The following is a 20,814-nucleotide window of genomic DNA, read 5'->3' as shown; positions in this document are numbered from 1 at the left end:
AGGGGGGCAACTGGGCCATCTGTTTAACGCAGGCCGCTTTCAATGGCAAAACGGGCCCCATTGGGGCCCGCAGCTCAGGGTGTCAAAGGCGCTTACTGGCCCCAGATATAGATCACGGCAAAGAGGAACAGCCAGACCACGTCAACGAAGTGCCAGTACCAGGCCGCAGCCTCAAAGCCGACATGGGCTTCCTGGGTGAAATGGCCCTTCAGCGCACGCAGCAGGCAGACCAGCAGCATGATGGTGCCCATGATCACGTGGAAGCCGTGGAAGCCGGTCGCCATATAGAAGACGCCGCCATAGACCGAGGGCTCGCCCGCTGCGTTATTGGCAAAGCCAAAGGCCGCGTGGCTGTATTCATAGGCCTGCAGGAAGGTGAAGATCACCCCCAGCGACACGCCGATGATCAGACCGTTGATCATGTCTTTGCGGTTGTTCTCATGCGCCAGCGCGTGGTGGGCCCAAGTCACCGCACAGCCCGAAAGCAGCAGGATCAGCGTGTTGATGAAGGGCAGGTGCCAGGGATCAAAGGTCTCGATCCCGGCGGGCGGCCAGCTGCCGTCAACCCAGGGGGACCCCTCGGTCATCGGATACATGCGGATCTTGAAGAAGGCCCAGAACCAGGCCGCGAAGAACATCACCTCGGACATGATGAAAAGGATCATGCCATAGCGCAGACCGATGCGGACAACCGGGGTGTGATCGCCGGTCTGCCCCTCATGGGTCATATCCGAGAACCAGCCGAACATGCAGTAAAGCACCAGCGCGAGGCCGATCAGGAACACCCAGGGCTGATGCCCGGCCGTCTGCTCGATCCAGGAGCCCGAGGGCGAGGTGTCAATCTTCGTGCTGCGCCAGAGCACACCGCCGAAGGCCATGACAAAGGCGCCGACAGACAGCAGGAAGGGCCAGATCGAGGCTGGCAGAATATGATAGTCGTGGTTCTTTGCGTGGGCCATGGCCAGTCTCCGTCCCTCGTAGCCCTTAACAGGCGTGTTCTTTCAGTTCCGTTAATTCAGTTCGCCGAAACCGCCGTGGTGGCGGGGGCAACCTCAGCCGCAAAGCCCTCGGGCAAAGGCGTGCTGTGGAAAGTATAGCTAAGCGTGATCTCTTTCAGAACGCGGCCCTCGGGATCATCCATGATCGAGGGGTCGACGTAAAAGCTGACCGGCATCATCACCCGCTCGCCGGGCTGCAGCACCTGCTGATCGAAGCAGAAGCAATGCACCTTGACGAAATAGCCGCCCGCAGTGCTGGGCGCGACATTATAGCTGGCGGTGCCGGCGGTCGGCACATCAAGCGGGTTATAGGCCTCATAGAAGGCCAGGCCATTGCCGCCGATTTTGATCTTCATCTCGGTCAGCTCGGGGCGGAAATCCCAGGGCATGCCCGCCGCCTTTGAGGCGTCAAAGCGGATGGTGATCTCGCGGTCGATCTCAGTGGTTGAGGCCTCAGCCGCGACACCCGTGGTGCCGCCAAAGCCCGTTACCCGGCAGAACCAGTCGTAAAAAGGCACCGCCGCGAAGGAAAGGCCCAGCATGACCGGAACAACTGCGGCCAGCGCGAGCGCCGTTTGTTTCTGCTTTTTCAGCGACTGACGGCTGCTCATGGCGTGGCCTCCGGCCCCGGGTGCGAATTTGGGGACGAATTGGTGGGCAATGCGGCAGGGCCGACACGCGGCTGCTCGGCGGTGTGGTCAAAACCCTGGATCGGCTCGCCCCGCTGGATTTTCACCACCGTAAGCGCGAAAACCAGCGCGACAAAGGCCAGAAGCAGCCCGGCCACGCCGACATTGCGGCCAAGGCGGCGCCTGTGCAGCTCATGCGTTGGTTGCAGCGCCATCACCAGCCTCCCAGCCCGTAGGGGCGCAATGCGGCTTCGGCAAGGAAAGCGCCGAAATGCAGGAAAAGATAGAGGATCGAGAAGGCGAAGAAGCGTTTCTCGACGCGGTAGCCATCGGCCTCGGCCATGGTCTCATCGCGGCGCCAGATCATCACGGCGCCTGCCAGGAAGATCGCGTTCAGCACCAGCGCCGTCACCAGCGAGATCGGCCCGCCGATTGAGGTCATCGCCGCCCAGAGCGGCACCGGGATCAGCAAAAGCGTGTAGATGATGATATGGGCGCGGGTCGATTTCTTGCCATGGGTCACCGTCAGCATCGGCACTTTGGCTTTGGAGTAATCGCTGTTGATAAACAGCGCCAGCGCCCAGAAATGCGGCGGCGTCCACATGAAGATCAGCGCGAACATCAGCACAGCCTCAAGCCCGACCGAGCCCGTCGCCGCCACCCAGCCGATCATCGGCGGGAAGGCACCAGCCGCGCCGCCGATCACAATATTCTGCGGCGTCCAGCGTTTCAGCCACATCGTATAGATGACGGCATAGAAGAAGATGGTGAAAGCCAGCAGCCCCGCCGCCAGCCAGTTGGTCGAAAGCCCCAGCATCAGCACCGAAAGCCCCGAGAGCGCCAGTCCAAGGCCAAGCGCCTCGCCGGGCGCAATGCGGCCGGTGGGAACCGGGCGGCCCTGGGTGCGGCGCATCACCGCGTCGATATCAGCATCCCACCACATATTCAGCGCCCCCGAGGCCCCTGCCCCAAGCGCGATGAAGAGAATGGCCGAAAAAGCCTCGACCGGATGTAGGTGGACAGGCGCAACCAGCAGCCCGACCATGGCGGTAAACACCACCAGCGACATCACGCGCGGCTTCAGCAGCTGCACGTAATCGCCAAAGCTGCCCTCGCCGGGATCGTTTGCCGAACGCTCATATGAGCCGGTATTGCTCATTTCATCCCACCTTCACCTTGTGCAAAAGACCGCACCTGACTGGCCCGGTCCCTGCCCTGGGTTCCCTTGCCTCAGTTCGCCGCAGCAACCACGGCAGTATGCTTGAGGACAACGTCACCATCGAGCGCTTGCCGGGTCCAGGCGTCATAGTCAGCCTGCGAGACAACCTTGACCGTGATCGGCATATAGGCGTGATCCTTGCCGCAAAGCTCTGAACACTGGCCGAAATAGATGCCTTCTTTCTCGGCCTCGAACCAGGCCAGCGCCATGCGACCAGGCACCGCATCCTGCTTCACAGCGAAAGCCGGGATGGTCCAGGAGTGGATCACGTCAGCGCCGGTGATCTGCAGCAGGATCTTTTTGTTGACCGGAACCACCATTGCGGTGTCGGTGGCCAGCAGGAAATGCTCTTTGTCATAGCCTGCATCAACCAGACCCTTTTCGGTCGCGGCGGTCAGCGTCGAGTTGCCGCCCCAGTTGGTGCCGCCGATCATATAGCTGTCGAATTGCAGCGGATCGCCGCCTTCGCCATCATTGACCTGGGGATATTCATAGGTCCAGTACCACTGGTTTCCGGTGACCTTGATCACCACATCACCCGCCGGGAAGGTCTGCTGTTTGACCAGCGTCGGCAGCGAATAGACCCCGATAAAGATCAGGATGACGATCGGCACGATGGTCCATGCGATTTCCAGCGGCGTGTTATGGGTGAACTTGCGCGGCACCGGATTCGAGCGGCTGTTGAAGCGCAGGATCACCACCAGCAGCAGCAGAACAACAAAGAGTGTAACGACACCGATGATCCAAAGCACCATATTGTCGAGGAAGTGCTTGTCATGGGCCAGCTCGGTCGCAGCCGTCTGGAAATTCACCCCCCTGTCATGAGGTTGCCCAATGATCTCAAGAGTTTGTGCCATGGCCGACCCAGAGGTCAGTGCCGCAAAACCTGCAAGGGCTGCGCCCTTCAGAGTGGTCATCACACGCATGTTTCGTCCCGCTTCTGGGTGCGGCCTGTTGCCGCTGCCTTGAGGGCTCTCTGCCCGACCAATCACGATCCGGAGAGGAATCCCATTGTTTCCGCTGTCGTTCAAACCATATTGGGCGCAAGACGACAAGAGAAACCATTATGTCGCAGCCCGGCATGGTTGACCTGAATCAAGGACAGACCCTATGAGCACAGCCCCCTTTCGCCCCTTTGAGGATAAAATCGACGAAGCCACCGCGCTTGCCACCCTGCGCGAGGCCGTAAAGGGCGCCGATGATGGCGAGCTGTTCCTTGAACGGCGGCGCGGTGAAAGCCTCGTGCTCGATGATGGCCGCATCCGCAATGCAAGCTATGACGCAAGCGAGGGCTTCGGCCTGCGCGCCGTGCGCGGCGAGGTGGCAGGCTATGCCCATTCGACCGAAATCTCGGAACAGGCGCTGCGCCGCGCGGTCGGCACGGCCCGGCTGGCGGTGGGCGATGGCGGCGGTGTGCTGGCCGCGCCGCCTGCGGGCACCAACCACCACCTTTACAGCGCCATTGACCCGCTGGAAGACACCTCTTTCGCCGGAAAAATCGACATCCTGAAAGAGATCGACGCTTTCGCCCGCGAGCAGGATCCCCGCGTGGTCCAGGTCTCGGCCTCGCTTTCGGCCAGCCTGCAAGAGGTTGAAATCCTGCGCCCCGAGGGGCTGCGCTTCTCAGACATCCGGCCGATGGCGCGGATGAATGTCTCGGTGATTCTTGAGGAAAACGGGCGGCGTGAAAGCGGCAGTCATGGCGGCGGCGGTCGGCATGGGCTGGCCGAACTGCTGGATCCGGCCAATTGGAAAGCCGCGATCCTTGAGGCGATCCGCATCGCCCGCGTCAACCTGACCGCCGTGCCCGCGCCTGCGGGCATGATGGATGTGGTGCTGGGCCCGGGCTGGCCGGGGATCTTGCTGCATGAGGCCATCGGCCATGGGCTGGAGGGCGATTTCAACCGCAAGAAAACCTCGGCCTTTGCGGGGCTGATGGGGCAGCAGATCGCCTCTAAAGGGGTGACGGTGCTGGATGACGGCACGCTGCCGGATCGGCGCGGCTCGCTGACATTCGATGATGAGGGCACGCCCTCGGGGAAGAATGTGCTGATCGAGGACGGGATCCTGGTGGGCTATATGCAGGACCGCCAGAATGCGCGGCTGATGGGGGTTCAGCCCACCGGCAACGGCCGGCGCGAAAGCTTTGCCCATATCCCGATGCCGCGTATGACAAATACCTATATGCTGGCGGGCCAGGATGATCCGGCCGCCATTCTGGCCGATCTGAAAGACGGCATCTGGGCAGTGGGCTTTGGCGGCGGCCAGGTGGATATCACCTCGGGCAAATTCGTCTTCTCCTGCACCGAGGCCTACCGCGTCCGCAACGGCCAGGTCGGCGAGGCGCTCCGGGGTGCGACGCTGATCGGCGACGGCGCGACCGCGCTGAAAGGCATCCGCGCCATCGGCAATGACCTGAAGCTTGACCCCGGTATCGGCAATTGCGGCAAGGCAGGCCAATGGGTGCCGGTGGGCGTCGGCCAGCCGACGCTGATGATTGGCGGCCTGACGGTCGGCGGCCAGAAGGCAGGCTGAGGATCCGTTCGGGGCGCAGACAGAGGGCCGGGCGACTTTGCGCCGCCTGCCCTCTTTGCTTCCCCATATCTGCAGCTTCGCAGCGGGCCTTGCCGGGTGTAGCTTGCCCCTGTCACAACCAGTTTCGGAGTATCCGGTGAGCCTGATCCATTCCACCCCCGACGGCTTTCGGATCATCGGCGTTCGTGTGCTGCTGATAAATGCGCTGATCTGGAGCCTGATCCCGGTCATCGCGGGCGGTATGGTCTTTCTCTGGCCCTGGGACAGGTCAATCGCCTCCGGTGTCGGCGGGCTGACGGACCTGGATCTGCTTGCCTTCGCGCTGATGTTCAGCCCGCTGCTCACCGGGCCGTTCTGGCTGGCGCTGACACTGGCGACGGCGCTATTCACAAGGCGCGGCTGTTACGGCTCGCTGGTGGCTGCCATCTGCGGCGCAGTGCTCGGCGGCGTGGCCGCTTGGCTGACCCAGATGCCAGCGCTGATTTTTCTGGGCGCGATCCTCGCCACCTTGCACCGCTTTGTGCTGGCGCTGATCCGGCCCGCGGCTTTCTGATCCTCGCCAGCGTATCGACGCACACGAGCGGCCACCTTTCTGATGCAGATCCCGTCCGAACCCTGGCCGCGATACCAAACAGGCGAATATAAACATACCATTCCAAAACTCAGCCTATTCCGGATGCAAAACGACATGCTCAAAACAGCACACGCGCTCTGCGCGATTTCTCTCATTGTGACCGCATTCGGCTATGCAAAGGCAGAGACCTTCACATGTTTTCCTGGCCGCATATGCTATGATTATCCGCCATGCTCTGCGGCCGACGGTTCCCAGAAAGATGTCTGCCAGGACCGGGCTGCCTGTAATGCGGCAGACGACAGGGGGCTTTCTTTCACGATCAATCTTCCGGATCAGGGCGAAATTGCCGAACTGAAATATCCCGATCTGAGATCTTTCCAGGCACTCGTGCTTTCCCGGTCTACTTCTCCATATCGGGAAGATCCGCTGGAACAGATCACGCTTTCAGTGGTTCCGGTAAATGATGATCATGCGCCCAACCGAACCATGATTTACCTTGAGGTGAATCGCACCGCAGACGTCACCACCGCAGAAGCCGTCGCCGCAGACCTGTCCACGGGTTTCGAACGTGGAACAGTGACAATCTACAGCTCATGCTCCGCCCAGTGACGCCCGACGGGCACCAGCGCGCTGGCATGAGAAACCTGACATAGGGAAACTGACATGGGGAAACTGATCTGCGGGCCGCCGGCAGCTGCGGAGAAGACCGCTGATCGCCCCGCTCACCCGTGTTTCTGATCGCCTACACGACCCCCGGCAGCGCCCTGACCAGACGGGTGAAATCCTCGCCACGTTTCTCAAAATTCGGATATTGGTCGAAACTGGCGGCGGCGGGGGCCAGCAGAACGACCTCTCCGGCCTCGGCCTCTGAGGCTGCCAGAGCGACAGCCCGCTCCATGGTTTCGCAGATCTCATGCGGGGTCTGGCCGATCTGCAATGCGAAATCACGCGCCGAATGGCCGATCAGATAGGCCTTCACCACCGCGCCCAGGTCGGGGGCAAGGCTGGCGATGCCGCCCTCTTTGCCCATGCCACCCGCGATCCAGCGGATTTTCGGGAAAGCCCGCAGCGCCATGGCCGCGCTGTCCACATTGGTGGCCTTGGAATCATTGATGAATTTCACGCCGTCCCGCTCGCCCACCAGCTGGCTGCGATGGGGCAGGCCTTTGAAGCTGGCCAGCGCGCCTTCGATCAGCTTCGGGCTCAGCCCCAGCGTCCGCGCCACCGCCCAGGCCGCACAGGCGTTCTGATGGTTATGCGCCCCCGGCAGGCCCGGCATGGCACGCAGATCAACCGAGGCCATCTGCTTGCCGCGCCGCCATTCAGCCAGAAAGCCTTTGCGGGCAAAGACCGACCAGCCGAAGCCCTCAAGCTTTGTGCCCGAGGAAATACGGATCACCCGGTCATCCCCCGGCCCCTGCGCCAGCTGCCCGGCGAGAAAACGGCCCTCAACCTCATCGACGCCGATCACCGCGCGGTCTGGCCCGCCCTCGGCGAAAAGGCGGCGTTTGGCGGCGAAATAGCCGCCCATGCCACCATGTCGGTCCAGATGGTCGGGCGAAAGATTGGTAAAGACCGCCACATCCGGCGTCAGCGAACGGGCCAGATCGGTCTGGTAAGAGGACAGCTCCAGCACCAGAACCTCGCCATCGCGCGGCGGGTCGATGGAAAGCACACCTTTGCCGATATTCCCTGCCATTTGTGTCGGACGGCCTGCAACCTCCAGGATATGGTGGATCAGCGCCGTGGTCGTCGATTTCCCGTTCGAGCCGGTGACGCAAACAACCTTCGGAACCGTCTCAAAATCATCCCAGTCGGCGCTGCCCCAGGACTGGAAAAACAGCCCAATATCATTGTCGACCGGCACCCCCAGTTCCAGGGCGCGGGCGATGACCGGATGCGGCTTTGGGTAAAGATGCGGGATCCCGGGCGAGGTCACCAGACAAGCCGCCCCCTCCAGCGCCGCGTTGCGGGTCAGATCGGTCAGGGCAAAGCCCTCGGCCTCGGCATTACCCCGTGATTCCGGGCTGTCATCCCACAAAAGCGGCTCGGCGCCCCCCGCGATCAGCGCCCGTGCCGTCGCCAGCCCAGAGCGCCCCAGCCCCAGAACCGCAACCTTTTGCCCCTGAAATCCACGCACCGGAATCATCGTCTCAAACCCCTGCAGACTGCCTTGTCAAAGCCATAGGCGAGACAGAGCGGCGGCGAAAGCCCGCCTGCGGCCAATCTCCGCGGGCTTTCGCCCAAAAGCCCGAAACCTGCGCCCCTGCGCCCTGATGCCTGCCCCTGCCCCTGTGCCCCTTAACCCATTGGCCAGCCACGCTGACCACGCCCGCATGATCACACAGGCAGACGACCACTTCCGGCCGGGCTGACGCAAGAACTGACAAATGCCCCCGACGCAGATCCAGATTGGTCAGAGGTGTTTTTTTTCGGCTGCCGCCCACCCGATGCACGTGCAGCGTGCTGCAGTTACAACTGTGGGTGCAACGCCCGCATTCCGGGGGGCGGACGCATCCACGCCTTGGCTGCGCGCAGCCAGCCCTTCAGCCTCACGTGCTGGCGGATGGGAGTGGGAGTCGAACCCACCCGGGACAGTCTCGCTGCCCCAACCGGTTTTGAAGACCAGCCGCCCCACCGGGGACGATTCCCGTCCACATCTCACGTCAGTGATGCCTGAATATAGGTGTTAAAAACCACCGAGGAAAGCCGCGCTTTCTTCCGGATAATTCCGAAAAATCTATGCGGATTCACTGGCGAAATGCGGCTCACCCCGAGCCCTGTTAACACTTTATTGCGAAACGAGGCGCATACTGTCCGCAGCTTTGACGGGTTACGGGGAACCCGGCCCGAACCGGTATTTTGCATGCGGGTCATGGTTGCCCGCCAGACGCGGCTGATATCGCCCTGGCGGATTGTGATGTTACAGGCGGCGCCGGGCAGCGCCCAAGGCCAGGAAGGGGCGCAGATGAACGCAGAGATCGAAGCTCGCACCGCAGCGCTGCCTCTGGCATGGCGGGCGGCATCTGTCGTCTTTTTCGTTGTCTTTGCGGCAACCCTTTTTGGCATCTATACCCGGCCAGTGGGCTTTCTGGCCAGCATCTGGCCTGCAAATGCGGTCATGTTGGGGCTTTTACTGCGCAACCCGGCCATGGCGCAGACGCAGGGGTGGATCGCGGGGTTTGCCGGATTTATGGCGGGCGATCTTCTGAGTGGCTCGCCGCTCGACAAGGCCGCGATCCTTAATCTTGCCAATCTGGTCAGCATAGGCACGGCCTATGCAATCCTTATCCGGCTTCCGCCAGAGATATGTCAGCTGCGTCAGCCTGTTGCTATGCTGTGGCTGGTGCTTTCCTCGCTGGCAGGCGGGTTCGCCTCGGGCCTTATCGGGGGCCTGGCCAGCCCGATTTTCTGGGGGGGGGATATACTCAGCGGCATTGTCTATTGGACGGCGGGCGAGTTTGTGACCTATATCGCCATCGTCCCGGTGATCCTCTCGGCGCCCCCCTTCGAGACCATCAGCAGGTATTGGTATCGCCTGGACCTGATCAAACGCGCCGACCTCGCGCCGGCAGGGGCAGTGGTGCTGTCATTTATCGCCTCACTGGTCATTGGCGGTCCCGGTGCCGTGGCTTTCCCGGTGCTTGCCCTGCTTTGGTGTGGTCTGACCTGGCCAGTCTTTGCGACCGCGGTGCTGACGCTGGTTTTCGGGGTGCTTGCGCTTGGGGTCATCGCATCCGGTCTGGTCACGCCGATGCACGGGATCCCCGACAAGGCCGCCTTGTCGTCCTTTCGGCTTGGAACATCGGCGATCGCACTGGTGCCAATCACCCTGGCAATCGTCATGCACAGCCGCAATGAACTGACCGAGAAGCTGCGTTATCTGGCCAGCCATGACGCGTTGACGGGGGTGACAAATCGGGCCGCCTTTCATGAACAGGCGACGCGCCGCCTGGCACTGGGGAACAAATGCACCGCTCTGATGATGATCGACCTGGATCATTTCAAATCCATCAATGACACCTGGGGCCATGCCGCAGGCGACGAAGTTCTGCGCGAAACAGCGCGGCGAATTGGTCAGGCCCTGCGCCCCGGGGATCTGTTCGCCCGGATCGGCGGGGAAGAATTTGTCGTTATGGTCAATGCGGTCACATCTGCGCAGGCGCAAAGTGTTGCGGCAAGATTGCTGAGTGTCATCTCAGAACAGCCAGTACGGGTCGGGGAGAAATCCGTTCTGATCGCCGTCACTGCCAGCATCGGGCTGGCAACCGCACGCGGAGGCCCGGGAGAGACGCCAGATGCTTTAATGCAGCAGGCCGATCATGCACTTTACCGTGCGAAAAATGGCGGGCGAAACCAGGTCGTCACAGAAGGGATGAGTGAAAAATGAAGAACCTGGCATTTCACCGGCCCATAGAACATAGGGCAGAGCAGCATTGCCCCTGACATTACCCTGCGAGCATCAAATTCGTAAAAAAACCGCCATCCAGGGCACTGATACCTCACACAAATGCCGATCACAGCCGGATACTGGCAAGCGCCGGCCAGACGCAGCCCGAACAAACAGATTCCGCCACGGCTTCACATCTATACGGGAGGACTTCACATCGGCATTGTTGCAGAAGTCGTGGATTGGCCGGACGCTCCCCTTTCCCCGCAGTGTTCATGCCACGCGTTCGATCTCGGCAGTGCCGCGTGCATTGAAACGGTTCATGAGTGCTACGCGGATCTGGACCTCGGCGGTTTGGCGATCCGGATCACGTGATGCGATGCGTTCCCCGAATGCCTTGAGTGGAGCAGGTGAACGCCATCGGTTCAAGAGAACCTGCGACGGTCATCTTTGCCTCTATCCGACTTCGGGCGTGATATCCGGACCAGCGCTTCCAGGCTGCCCGCCCCAGGCGTTGTGTCGGCTTGAGGATCTCGTTGCGAGCCTTGGCGGTGGGGCAGGTCTCCCGCCATCGCCGCCCGTTCTTTCGGATGGGTATGACCGCTGTGCCGCCGCGCTCCAGGATCGCGGTGTGACATCGCCTTGTGTCAAAGGCACCGTCTCCGGTCACGGTGCCGATCTGCTCATCGGGCGGGATCTGGTCCAGCAGGTGGGGCAGAACGGGGCTGTCTCCCTTGTCGCGTCGCCGGTGAACTCCACCGCCCGAATGTCGCCGGTGGCCGTGTCCATCGCCAGTATGAGGAGGATCAGGAAACGATCCAGTGGATCGTTTCCCCGACGATTGTCCTTGCGATACTGGCGTCGGCGCTGTGTGCCATGCTTGCGTGCAAACCATTCCCCATCGCCGAGGAACTTGATCCCGGTGCTATCCACCAGAAAGTTTAGAGGACCCGGCGCACGACGGTTCGATATCTGCACCGTGATGCGCTTCTGCCGACGGCTCAGCGTTGAAAAATCAGGCACCGGCCATCGATAGAATGCTCGCCACCATACCGCCTCGGCAGGGTTCCTCGAACCAATGGCGGAACCTGGCTCGATTTGTCGAAGCGGCAGCCCGAACAGAACCTTCACCATCAGGCAAAACTGGATCGCGACATCGCTGAACACAGCCGGTCGGCCATTGCCACCGGCCTTCGGCGCAAGCCACGTCATGTCCTTGTCCAACCAGACCAGCAGGGAACCGCGCCGCTTTAGGGCATCGTTGTAACTCTTCCAGTTCGTCGTCCGATAGCCGGTAGGGGCAGGTCGCGCCATCGCAGACCATTAGCCCTATGGATTCCTCGCGTGAATCCTGCTCGCAGGGGAATTCTGCAACAACGCCGGATGTCTCAGGCGCGGCTGGTTCAGACAGGCAGCCAGCCGGGCCAGCGCCCGCGTCAGCGCAAATCCCTGATCCTGCGGCGCGATCTGCGCGAAGCCTTTCAGCCTGCTCAGGCCCAGCACTTCGCGCACCGCCGCCTCAGAGACGTAAAGCATGTTATACCGCACCCGCCCCGCCGCCGCATGGCCGGTATGGGCCTCTTCGGGGTTCATCAGCGATAGCGAGCCCGCCGGCAAAACCATGCTTTCCCCGCGGCAGATATAGCCACCCGCACCCTCGGCAATCGCGCCGATGGCAAAGCCCTCATGGGCATGGCGGGCGAAGGTCTGGCTGCTGAACTCGGCCTCGAACAGCTCGATCCCATGGTGCCAGGCCAGGTGGTGAAGGCGGTTTCTCGGCATGAAGCGGGATATAGGCCTGATCGGTCCGGTCGTGAAGCGGGTTACAGGTGCCGCCCGGAACCATCGCGCCAAAGCCCCGGGGCAAATCTCAAAACCGAGAGTGGCCGATGGGGCATCGCATTGCAACCCAAGGGTGTTTCACCACCCGAAAACCGCGAAGGCCGACCCAAAAGGCCGGTTTCGCCGCCCTGACCCGCCCTTTTCGTCTGGCTATTTGCCCCGTATTGACGTGATAAAGCCATGAAGCTGCCAGCTTTTTCATATATAGCTGCGGCAGAGAATCTGGTTACGGCCCGCATATTTCGTCGGCTCGGCCAACCTCAGATCCAAAGGGCCATTCGCCCGAAACAGGAGCAGAGCAGAAATGATGATTAAAATCGCCGCCGCCCTTGGTGTGGCCCTCATGCTTGCAGGTTGTGGCGGCAGCAATTTTGAAACCAATTACACCCAGGTTGAACGCAGTGCCGCGCAAAACTGGCGCGTCGCCAATGTCGAGGTCATCGTGCCCGACACACTCAGCGTTTCTGAGGTGAACAGCTATATGCCGAATGCCGATATCGTCTGGCATGGCGATCCGGCCGGTGACCGTCACGCCCAGGTCGCGGCGATCTTCCGCAAGGCGATTGCAGAGGGCACCTCGGGCCTGCGCGGCAAGCAGCCGGTCACCCTGCGTGTGGTGGTTAGCCAATTCCATGCGCTGACACCCAAGGCCCGTGGCCTGGGCGGGAATGTCGGCGTGCATGACATTCGTTTTGACGCCCAGATCTTCGACAGCCGTACGGGCCAGGCGCTCAGCGAGAAATTCCCGATCAAGGCTGATATTGCAGCCCTTGTCGGCCAGGATGCGGCTGATGCCGATGCACGTGGTTTTACCCAGAAGGTAGAGATCACCGAGCATCTGGTCACCGTGTTCCGCAACTGGCTGGGCGGCTATGGCGCGGATCCGCGCAACAGCTTTAGCCGTCTCGGTCGCTGAGCCACAATCAGCCTGAAAAATCAGCGCCGCCCGCATGAACTGCGGGCGGCGCATGCATTTTCGCCCCCCTGTCCGTGGCTGGTCATGGTATCTGCCACCCCAGGGCCCTAAGCTGGCGCATCATGGCGCCCCCGCTCAGACCAGAGCGGCTGCCGAAGGGATGCGCCCAAAGGATACAAAAGCGAAAGAATATGACGGCGATGCAAAACGGTGGGGTCTCTTTCTGGTATAAAAATATCGGCGGCACGCCGAAGCCCAGGGCGCCGCTGCCTGGAAATATCCAGGCGGATGTCTGCATCATCGGGGCCGGATATACCGGGCTTTGGACGGCCTATTATCTGAAAGAGGCCGAACCCTCGCTGAATATCGTGGTGGTCGAGAAGGAATTTGCCGGTTTTGGCGCCTCGGGGCGCAATGGCGGCTGGTGCTCGGGCGAGTTCGGCTGGAGCCGTGACCGATACCTCTCCACCGGCAGCCGCGAGGGGGTGATCACCTTCGCCCGCATGCTGCGCGAGACCGTCGCCGAGGTCGGGAAAGTGACGCAGAAAGAGGGAATCGACTGCGACTTCCTGATGACCGACTGCCTGACTTTCGCCCAGACCCCGGCCCAGTGGCAGCGCCTGCAGCAAGATCACGCCGCCGCCATGTCCTGGCAGGTGCCGCAATCGCGGCTGCAACTGATCGGGGCCGATGAGGCCAGCGCCAGGATCCAGGTCGCCAATGCCCATGGCGCGATGGTGCGGCACGAGGTGGCGCGGGTGCAGCCTGCGAAACTGGTGCGCGGCCTGGCCGATGCGGTCGAGCGGCGCGGCGTCTCCATTTATGAACAGACCTGCGTGACCGCCATTGCGCCGGGCCAGGTCAGCACCGATCGCGGCACGATCAGGGCGCGGCGGATCGTGCGGGCGACCGAGGGTTTCACCCATGGCATAGCCGGGCAAAAGCGTGAGTGGCTGCCGCTGAACTCGGCCCAGATCGTGACGGAACCCCTGCCAGAAAGCCTGTGGGATGAGATAGGATGGCAGAAATATCAGCTGCTTGCCGATGCCAGCCACGCCTATTGCTATGCGCAGCGCACGGCAGACAACCGCATCGCCATGGGCGGGCGTGGCGTGCCTTACCGCTTTGGCTCGAAAACCGATGTGAACGGCCAGACCCAGCCTGCGACCGTCGAGGCGCTGACCGCCATCCTGCACCGCATGTTGCCACAAACCAAAAACGTTAAGATCGAGCATGCCTGGTGCGGCGTTCTGGGGGTGCCGCGCGACTGGTGCACCACCGCCGGGCTGGATCCGAAAACCGGCATCGGCTGGGCGGGGGGCTATGTCGGGCTTGGCGTCTCGACCTCAAATTTCTCGGGCCAGACGCTTGCCGATCTGGTGCTTGACCGTGAGACAGAGCGCACCAGCCTGCCCTGGGTCAACCGCCGTCCCCGCAAATGGGAGATCGAACCGCTGCGCTGGCTGGGCGTGCATGGGATGTATCGGCTTTATCATCTGGCCGACGCCCGAGAGGCGCGTTCGGGCAGCACAAAGACCTCTGTTTTTGCCGGGCTGGCCAATCGCCTGACCGGGCGCTGACAGCGGGCGCCCGGGGGCACGCTGTCGCCCGCTCTCTGCCCCCCCCTCCCTGCCCCCGGCTCAGGGGCCCCTGCTCAGTCCCCGGCTCAGGCCCCTGCGCGGGCGGCAAAACTGTCATGCGGCCCGCCAACCTGGGCGATACGGCGCACGCCCGCATGCCGCTCTAACAGGTTTTTGGCCTTGCGGGTCAGGCCGACCTCTTTCAACACCTCCCACTGACGGTAATGAACGGTGAAAATCTCACGGCCTGCAGGCAACGGCTGCCCGCGAGAACGCCCGCCAAGAATGAAATGCTGCTCATCGGGCAGGATATTCCAGTCCAGCCCCGCGCGGCGGATCGCCAGCGGCATCGACATCTGATCAAGATAGGGGCGCTTTTTGGGCAGCTCAGGCGCCGCATCCAGCATCTGCGCCACCTCCATCCAGACCTCGGGAAAGGTCAGCCCGGCGGCGTTGCGGTGCTGCTCGGGGAAGCTGAACAGGCCGGACGAGAAATAGGGCATCACTTTTTCACCGCGCTCCTGCTTCATCAGGCGGAAACGCTCGACCGGCTTTTCCATATCGCAGATACGGTAAATATCGTCCCAGATCTCCTGGCCGGTCCAGACCATAGAGGCCGCTTTCGACAGGCTGACGTGGCCGGGCTTTGTGACGTTTTCCACAAGATTCGGACGGATAAACAGCACATCAGAATCGACAAAGCAGGAAAAAGCGGTGTCACGTTTTTCCAGCGTTGCCAGCAGCTTATTGCCATGCGGATAGGGTGGGTCAAAGCGGCCCTCGACCTCAAAGCTGCGCAAATCACAGTTCAGACGACGCAGGATTTCGCGGATCGGCTGCTGCACGAGGTCAAATTTTGGCGCCGGGCAATAGCCGACCAGCGCCACAGTGTCCCCGAACTGTTCGCGCAATGATGCGGCCAGAAAACAGGCCATCAGCTCATAAGACGGGGGCTCGACGATGAAGTAAAAAGTCAGCTGCGGCACGGGGCCCTGGGCGGGGACAGCCTTCATTCTTCATCCTCCTGGTGGCTTTCACCTGGTTGCAGCGCCCGAAACGGGGTGCCGCGTTTGTCCTGATAGCTGGCCAGAATGGCCGCAAGATCACCCTCGCCCGGCAGATCCGGGCGAAAATTCGCGGGAAGATACTTCAAATATTTCAGCCTCTTAAACAGCGCTGCGAAGTCCAGCTCGCCAACCGAGCGGAAGTCAGAGCGCGCCAGCCCCTCGGCCACCCAATCGGTTTTGATCACCCGAACCACATCAGGCGTGATACCGATAAAAGAGCGGAATTGCAGGTCGTAATCATCCACATTCGCCGCCGAGCGGCGCAGGATCATCGCAACCCGCCCGTCCCGGGGCATCACGAAAGCCGCCAGATGCAAAGCCGAGCCGTCCAGCGCCACGATGGATTTCGCCGCCTTATAGCGGGCGATCTGCACCTCAAGCGGGTGCTTCTCGGGGTGGAAGATCTCATAGCCGGCGCGGGCCATGTTTTCTTCGATCAGCGCTTCGCCCAGCACACCGCCCCGCGTCGCAGGCAGCCGCGCACGCGAGACATAGAGCTTTTCGCCCCCTTCGGCGGGCGCCGCCGCGTTCAGATGCGACTGCATATAATCGCGGTATCCGGGCGACCCGGCGTAACGCTCTGACCAGCCGAAGCCCAGCTCTGGCACGATCAGGCGCTCAACCCGTTGCGGCTCGCCGAAGGTCTGAACCGGGATATCGACCCCCAGCAGCCGGAAAAACGGCGCCATATTGCGGATGGCGCGGCGGATCGGCTCGACCTCGCCGCGATAGGGCAGGTAAATCAGACTGTCCGGGCGTTTGCCCAGATGCCCAAGCGCCCAGAGCCGCGAGGTGGAATCGACGAGGAAATGGCCGAAATGGCGGCGAAAATGGCCACCGTAAAGATGGGTGCCCGGCAGATCCCGGACCACCTCATCCGGGGCAAGCGTCGGAATGGGCGCCGGACGGTGAGCGCGGATCCAGCAGCGCGCGTTTTCGCACCAGCGGCCGTCGGCGTAGAACACCCCCTGGGCGATCAGCTGGTCATGCTTGCGCTCGGGCACCAAAAGCGCGTTGGAGAGGGTTTCAATCTCGCCGGTAAAGGGCGGCAGGGTGCCTGGCAGATCGATCACCCGGATCTGATCGGCCGCCACCTGATCCACCCGGCCCGTGCTGCTGCCCGTGCCGCTGCCCGTATCCCGGCCCCTATCCCGGCCCTTTTCGCGTTTGGCCGCCCGTCTTTCGGCGCGGTCTGATGTCTGTGGGGGCGCGTCGGATTTGGCCGCCTTTTGCTCCTGGCGCAGACGGCGGGCAAAGCGGCGGGCAAAGCGGTTGCTTTCATCAATCGCCTGCAGTCGCCTGGCCGCCCGCCACGCCATTCCTTTGTGACCACGCTCTTCGGCCAGCGACAAAAGCCCCCGCTGCCAGCCCAGGTGTTCGCGCCTTGCCCGCATCTTTGTGGCGAAATCCTGCGGGTTCATCCGGCCATGCCCGACGGCTTCGATCAGATCCTGCAGCATGCCCAGCGCCTTAATCTGGCGGATCGCCCGGTGCCCCATCATCGGCGCCCGCAGGCTCACGACATTGGGGCCCCTGATCCGCGCGACATGCAAACGGTCTGCGGTGGTGAAGGGATCATAGACCAGATAGGCCTCGGCGAGGTCGGGCGCGGTTTCGGCGGCGTCCAGCAAGGGGGCGCTTTGCCAGTCCCATTTCCGGCTGCCAAAACGATAGCGATCCTCAAAGGGCACAATGTCTGGGGCCAGCGTTGACTGCGGGCTGAAGGCCAGCACCACCGCACCCGGCACCAGCGAGGCCAGCGTCAGGGCCGCAAAGCCCCCCATCGAGGCCCCGATGAACACCACGCGGCGGAACTGACGGAAGAAACCCGCATCGCGCAGCGCAATCAGAAACGCGGGCGCATCCTCATTGCGGTACCAGTCGCGGCGACTGGCAAGCAGCCCCAGGATCGAGAACCCGGCCTTTGCCGCCCGCGCCTGCATCCAGGGCTGGGGTGGCTGATATTCGCCGATCGACGCGAGATTGTCGAAGCTGACCAGCAATACATCCGAGCGCCGGATGAACCAGCCATCAACCAGCCCGTGACGCAGGAAGAAACTGTCCTGGCCCAGGGCCTCGGCCAGGCTGGCGGATTCGGCGGGGCGGGGGAAAATGGCCGGGGCTGGCCCTGACTTTTTCGCGGCCCCGGCATCGTCTGAGGGGGCCGCGTCCGGTGCAGGCTCTGCTGCCATCAACTGATCATCCATCACTGTCATCTGCCTGGCCATCTTACCTGACAATCCCGCTGTGCCCATGGCCCGGCAGGCAGTGTGCCGGGAATTCGCACAGATATGCGCCCAGACACGCGCCCGAACACGCGCACATCAGTTCGCATCGGTACGCGCAGGGGCAAAGACGATAGAGCGGGGTCATTCTGGGCTGGCCTGTCTGGAACTGTTGTTGCCATTGGGGCAAAGAATGCTGGCAACAGTAAGGCGCTGATCAGGCGCTATCCATCCGAAATCCACCGATTGTTTCCAATTTAGCCGCAATATTCCCCTCTATTATGCCACAAATCATACCTTTCCCGCCTTACCGCTGCCCGAAAAGCCGCGCTAGTAAGGGCAAGGATCGCAGGAGACGGATATGAGGGATAAAAAATCCCAGGCCAGCCAGGGCAAAGCAGACAAAGAGACGCGCAACCTGGCGGATCAGAAGGCTCTGGCAGGATCTGCGCCGGGCGATGCCGATGTGAGGGCCGATGTGAAGGCTGACGTGAAAGCCGGTGTAAAGGCTGGCGCGAAGAAGGTCAGGGTTGTGACCCGTGGCGCGCCTGCCGATGCGCCTGCCGATCCCCCTGCCAGCCCAGACGCAGCCCCCGTGACCCCAGGCGCAGCCCCTGTCAGACCGGACGCAGCCCCAGCCGCTGCGCTTACAAAAGGCTCTTCCGGCGCAAAGCAGGCAAAGGCAATTGGGGCGGCAGCAAAGCCCGCAGCCCGCAAGTCTGGTGCCAAAGGCGGCAATCCGGGCGCGGGCAAAGGGGCGAAGAAGCCTGCGGCCAAAGCCGCCCCTTCCCGCCCTACCCCTTCCCGGCCGGGCCTGCCCGTCGGCGCGTCAGATATTTTTGCGACCGTGCCCTTTTCGCTTGCCCGTCACAGCAGCCCGCATGGCCAGGTGACCGCTGTCTCGATGATGAAAGACGAGGGGCCCTTTGTCATCGAATGGGTCGCCCATCACCTGGCGGTCGGCTTCACCGATCTGGTGGTTTACACGAATGACTGCTCGGACGGCACTGATGACATGCTGATCCGGCTGGAAGAGCTGGGCCTGGCCCATCACCGCCGCAACGTGATCCCCGAGGGGCTGCGCCCGCAGCCATCCGCGCTGAACTATGCCGAGGCAGAGCCGGTGGTCTGCGGCTCTGACTGGGTGATGGTGTTTGACGCCGATGAGTTCCTCTCGATCCGTCATGGCGATGGCACGCTGGATGATCTGATCGCCTCGGCGAAGGAACGCGGCGCCAATGGCGTGGTGATCACCTGGCGGATTTTCGGCTCGGGCAATGTCGTCGCCTGGAGCCGCGCCCCGGTATCCGAGCAATATCTGATGGCCGCGCCGCCCGACTGGAACAAGGGCTGGGGGGTCAAGACGCTGTTCAAATATGACCCCGAATATTGGAAGCTGGGCATTCACCGCCCCAAGCTGAAGGCCAAACACGTCAAGACCGACTTCCCCGATACGATCCGCTGGATCAATGGATCGGGCCAGGAGATGCCGGAGTATTTCAAGTTTCGCGGCTGGCGCTCGATCGTGCGCACGGTGGGCTATGACTGGGCGCAGCTGAACCATTACGCGGTGAAATCGGTCGACAGCTATGCGCTGCGCAAGCTGCGCGGCAACGTCAACAACAAGAAAGACAAGTATAATTCCGATTACTGGTCGCTGCAGGACCGCAATGAGGTGCGCGATGAGACGATGCTGCGCTATACCGCGCGGCGCAATGCGATCATCGAACAGCTGCTAAGCGATCCGGTGCTGAACCGCCTGCATTACGCCGCGGTCGGGCGGGCCGAGGCAAGGCTGGATGAGATCCGCCAGACCCCCGCCTATACAGAGCTGGTCGAGGGGCTGGCAAAGGCGGGCCAGGTTTCGATTGGCAATGTGGTGGCCAAACCGCCCCAGGCCCGCGACCCGGCAAAGATCGCCGCCCAGATGTCTGAGGTCGAAAAGGCCCGCAACGACCGGGCCCGCGCGGCGCGCAAGGCCGGATCGGATCCCGATGCCGCACCGCCCCCCGCCCTGCCCTCGGAAACCTATGTCGCCAATGCGGCACCGACGCCGGGCTATAGCGGCGAATGGGTGGGCAATCACGAAATCCTTCTGCCCGCCGATGCCGGGGTCTTCACCACGCCCTCGCTGGCGGCGCTGGCAAAGGGCAAGTTCCAGCGCGGCCTTGCGCGGCGGCTGCCGATGGTTCTGAAAAAAGGCGCAAACCTGCTGGAGATCGGCGCGGGCTGCGGCTTTCTGGGCGCCCATCTGGCGAGGGTGCGCCCCGATCTGCGGCTGCATCTGCAAGAGGACAGCCCCGGCCTGCGTCAGGCGATGCAGCTGATCTGGGCCAGAAACGGCCGGGATGCGGACCGCGTTCTGCAAAACTGGTCGCTGCCCGGCCCTCAGGGCAGCCCGGATGACTGGCCCGCACCCCTCGCGGCAGATGTGCTGATGCTGGGCGATGCCCGGATCACGCCTGCGATGCTGGCGCAGCTGCTGGCGCGCCAGCATCCGGCGCAGATCCTGCTTTACGGCCCATTGCTTGAGACGAACCGGGCACAGCTGGCAGACTATGAACGCCTGCTCAGCGCCGGTTACGCCGCAGAACCTGGCTTTGATTCCGCCCTGACATTGTTCTGGGTCAGGAAATAGAATGCGCGGCGGGCGGGGGGATGCTGCAGGTGAAACTCTGGCAGGTCTTGCGCAGAAATCTCCTTCCCGCCACGTTTAAGCCATAGGATTAGCCCGGACATCCTCTATTATCAAAGACGAAGCCCGGGCCATATGTTCTGGGATGTCTGAAAACGCCGCGCATATTCCTGCGCAAAAAGAAACAAAACCAGGTTGAGGTAA

Annotated in this window: 18 protein-coding genes and 1 tRNA gene; 7 read left to right on the top strand and 12 right to left on the bottom strand. The window is 62.3% G+C overall.

Annotated elements, in window-relative coordinates; translation table 11 throughout:
• Window positions 1–92: 92 nt before the first annotated feature.
• The 5 genes from HOY34_RS08385 to coxB all read right to left on the bottom strand — a co-directional run bounded on the left by HOY34_RS08385 (window position 93) and on the right by coxB (window position 3,772).
• Window positions 93–959 (bottom strand): cytochrome c oxidase subunit 3, encoded by an 867-nt coding sequence (locus HOY34_RS08385; protein WP_172361783.1) that lies wholly within the window; start codon window positions 957–959, stop codon window positions 93–95.
• A 56-nt stretch (window positions 960–1,015) separates the two neighbouring features.
• Window positions 1,016–1,609 carry a cytochrome c oxidase assembly protein gene (locus tag HOY34_RS08380; protein WP_172361781.1) on the bottom strand — a complete coding sequence of 198 codons (594 nt, stop codon included), beginning with the start codon at window positions 1,607–1,609 and terminating at the stop codon, window positions 1,016–1,018.
• A complete protein-coding gene (locus HOY34_RS08375; protein ID WP_172361779.1) occupies window positions 1,606–1,842 on the bottom strand; it encodes a cytochrome c oxidase system small membrane protein in 237 nt (78 codons plus the stop codon). The genes HOY34_RS08380 and HOY34_RS08375 overlap by 4 nt, the downstream gene beginning before the upstream one ends.
• Window positions 1,842–2,786, bottom strand: a complete 945-nt coding sequence (gene cyoE / locus HOY34_RS08370; protein WP_172361777.1) for a heme o synthase — start codon at window positions 2,784–2,786, stop codon at window positions 1,842–1,844. The genes HOY34_RS08375 and cyoE overlap by 1 nt, the downstream gene beginning before the upstream one ends.
• A 71-nt stretch (window positions 2,787–2,857) precedes the next feature.
• Window positions 2,858–3,772 carry a cytochrome c oxidase subunit II gene (gene coxB / locus HOY34_RS08365; protein ID WP_172361775.1) on the bottom strand — a complete coding sequence of 305 codons (915 nt, stop codon included), beginning with the start codon at window positions 3,770–3,772 and terminating at the stop codon, window positions 2,858–2,860.
• A gap of 184 nt (window positions 3,773–3,956) precedes the next feature.
• Between coxB and tldD the strand changes: the two genes are divergently transcribed.
• From tldD to HOY34_RS08350, 3 genes are all read left to right on the top strand, one after another.
• Complete coding sequence (tldD, locus tag HOY34_RS08360; RefSeq protein ID WP_172361774.1) at window positions 3,957–5,381, top strand: metalloprotease TldD; 1,425 nt, start codon at window positions 3,957–3,959, stop codon at window positions 5,379–5,381.
• Between the two features lie 136 nt (window positions 5,382–5,517).
• Window positions 5,518–5,934 (top strand): hypothetical protein, encoded by a 417-nt coding sequence (locus tag HOY34_RS08355; protein WP_172361772.1) that lies wholly within the window; start codon window positions 5,518–5,520, stop codon window positions 5,932–5,934.
• Window positions 5,935–5,976: 42 nt separating this feature from the next.
• Window positions 5,977–6,564, top strand: a complete 588-nt coding sequence (locus HOY34_RS08350; RefSeq protein WP_172361770.1) for a hypothetical protein — start codon at window positions 5,977–5,979, stop codon at window positions 6,562–6,564.
• Between the two features lie 133 nt (window positions 6,565–6,697).
• On the opposite strand, the gene murD is transcribed toward HOY34_RS08350, so the two are convergent.
• Entirely contained in the window at window positions 6,698–8,104 is a 1,407-nt protein-coding gene (murD, locus tag HOY34_RS08345) for a UDP-N-acetylmuramoyl-L-alanine--D-glutamate ligase (RefSeq protein ID WP_172361768.1), read from the bottom strand.
• Between the two features lie 411 nt (window positions 8,105–8,515).
• Window positions 8,516–8,611: transfer RNA gene (locus HOY34_RS08340), tRNA-Sec, on the bottom strand.
• Between the two features lie 312 nt (window positions 8,612–8,923).
• On the opposite strand from HOY34_RS08340, the gene HOY34_RS08335 reads away from it, so the two are divergent.
• Window positions 8,924–10,345 carry a GGDEF domain-containing protein gene (locus HOY34_RS08335; protein ID WP_172361766.1) on the top strand — a complete coding sequence of 474 codons (1,422 nt, stop codon included), beginning with the start codon at window positions 8,924–8,926 and terminating at the stop codon, window positions 10,343–10,345.
• A 367-nt stretch (window positions 10,346–10,712) separates the two neighbouring features.
• Here the strand turns inward: HOY34_RS08335 and HOY34_RS22305 are convergent, their stop codons facing one another.
• The 3 genes from HOY34_RS22305 to HOY34_RS08325 are packed head-to-tail and all read right to left on the bottom strand — an operon-like array spanning window position 10,713 to window position 12,127.
• Window positions 10,713–11,042 carry a transposase gene (locus HOY34_RS22305; RefSeq protein WP_366926938.1) on the bottom strand — a complete coding sequence of 110 codons (330 nt, stop codon included), beginning with the start codon at window positions 11,040–11,042 and terminating at the stop codon, window positions 10,713–10,715.
• Window positions 11,012–11,659: an IS5 family transposase gene (locus tag HOY34_RS22300; protein WP_301538892.1), complete on the bottom strand. Its 648-nt coding sequence runs from the start codon at window positions 11,657–11,659 to the stop codon at window positions 11,012–11,014. The genes HOY34_RS22305 and HOY34_RS22300 overlap by 31 nt, the downstream gene beginning before the upstream one ends.
• Window positions 11,660–11,674: 15 nt before the next feature.
• Window positions 11,675–12,127: an AraC family ligand binding domain-containing protein gene (locus HOY34_RS08325; RefSeq protein ID WP_172361765.1), complete on the bottom strand. Its 453-nt coding sequence runs from the start codon at window positions 12,125–12,127 to the stop codon at window positions 11,675–11,677.
• A gap of 364 nt (window positions 12,128–12,491) precedes the next feature.
• Between HOY34_RS08325 and HOY34_RS08320 the strand changes: the two genes are divergently transcribed.
• Complete coding sequence (locus HOY34_RS08320) at window positions 12,492–13,103, top strand: DUF6778 family protein (RefSeq protein WP_253944325.1); 612 nt, start codon at window positions 12,492–12,494, stop codon at window positions 13,101–13,103.
• Window positions 13,104–13,294: 191 nt separating this feature from the next.
• Window positions 13,295–14,683 (top strand): NAD(P)/FAD-dependent oxidoreductase, encoded by a 1,389-nt coding sequence (locus tag HOY34_RS08315; RefSeq protein ID WP_172361763.1) that lies wholly within the window; start codon window positions 13,295–13,297, stop codon window positions 14,681–14,683.
• 86 nt (window positions 14,684–14,769) lie between these two features.
• On the opposite strand, the gene HOY34_RS08310 is transcribed toward HOY34_RS08315, so the two are convergent.
• Together HOY34_RS08310 and HOY34_RS08305 are read right to left on the bottom strand one after the other, a co-directional pair.
• On the bottom strand, window positions 14,770–15,696 hold the full coding sequence (locus tag HOY34_RS08310; protein ID WP_172361761.1) for a GT-B fold glycosyltransferase domain-containing protein: 927 nt from the start codon (window positions 15,694–15,696) through the stop codon (window positions 14,770–14,772).
• Window positions 15,693–17,957, bottom strand: a complete 2,265-nt coding sequence (locus HOY34_RS08305) for a glycosyltransferase family 61 protein (protein ID WP_172361759.1) — start codon at window positions 17,955–17,957, stop codon at window positions 15,693–15,695. Before HOY34_RS08305 ends, HOY34_RS08310 begins: the two co-directional genes overlap by 4 nt.
• Before the next feature lie 379 nt (window positions 17,958–18,336).
• Between HOY34_RS08305 and HOY34_RS08300 the strand changes: the two genes are divergently transcribed.
• Window positions 18,337–20,613, top strand: a complete 2,277-nt coding sequence (locus HOY34_RS08300) for a glycosyltransferase family 2 protein (protein ID WP_253944323.1) — start codon at window positions 18,337–18,339, stop codon at window positions 20,611–20,613.
• The last annotated feature ends 201 nt before the right edge of the window (window positions 20,614–20,814 follow it).

The organism is Pseudogemmobacter hezensis (assembly GCF_013155295.1).
Classification (GTDB): Bacteria; Pseudomonadota; Alphaproteobacteria; order Rhodobacterales; family Rhodobacteraceae; genus Pseudogemmobacter; species Pseudogemmobacter hezensis.
Note: the sequence above shows the minus strand (reverse complement) of the source record. Positions and strands in the feature narration are given on the sequence as shown.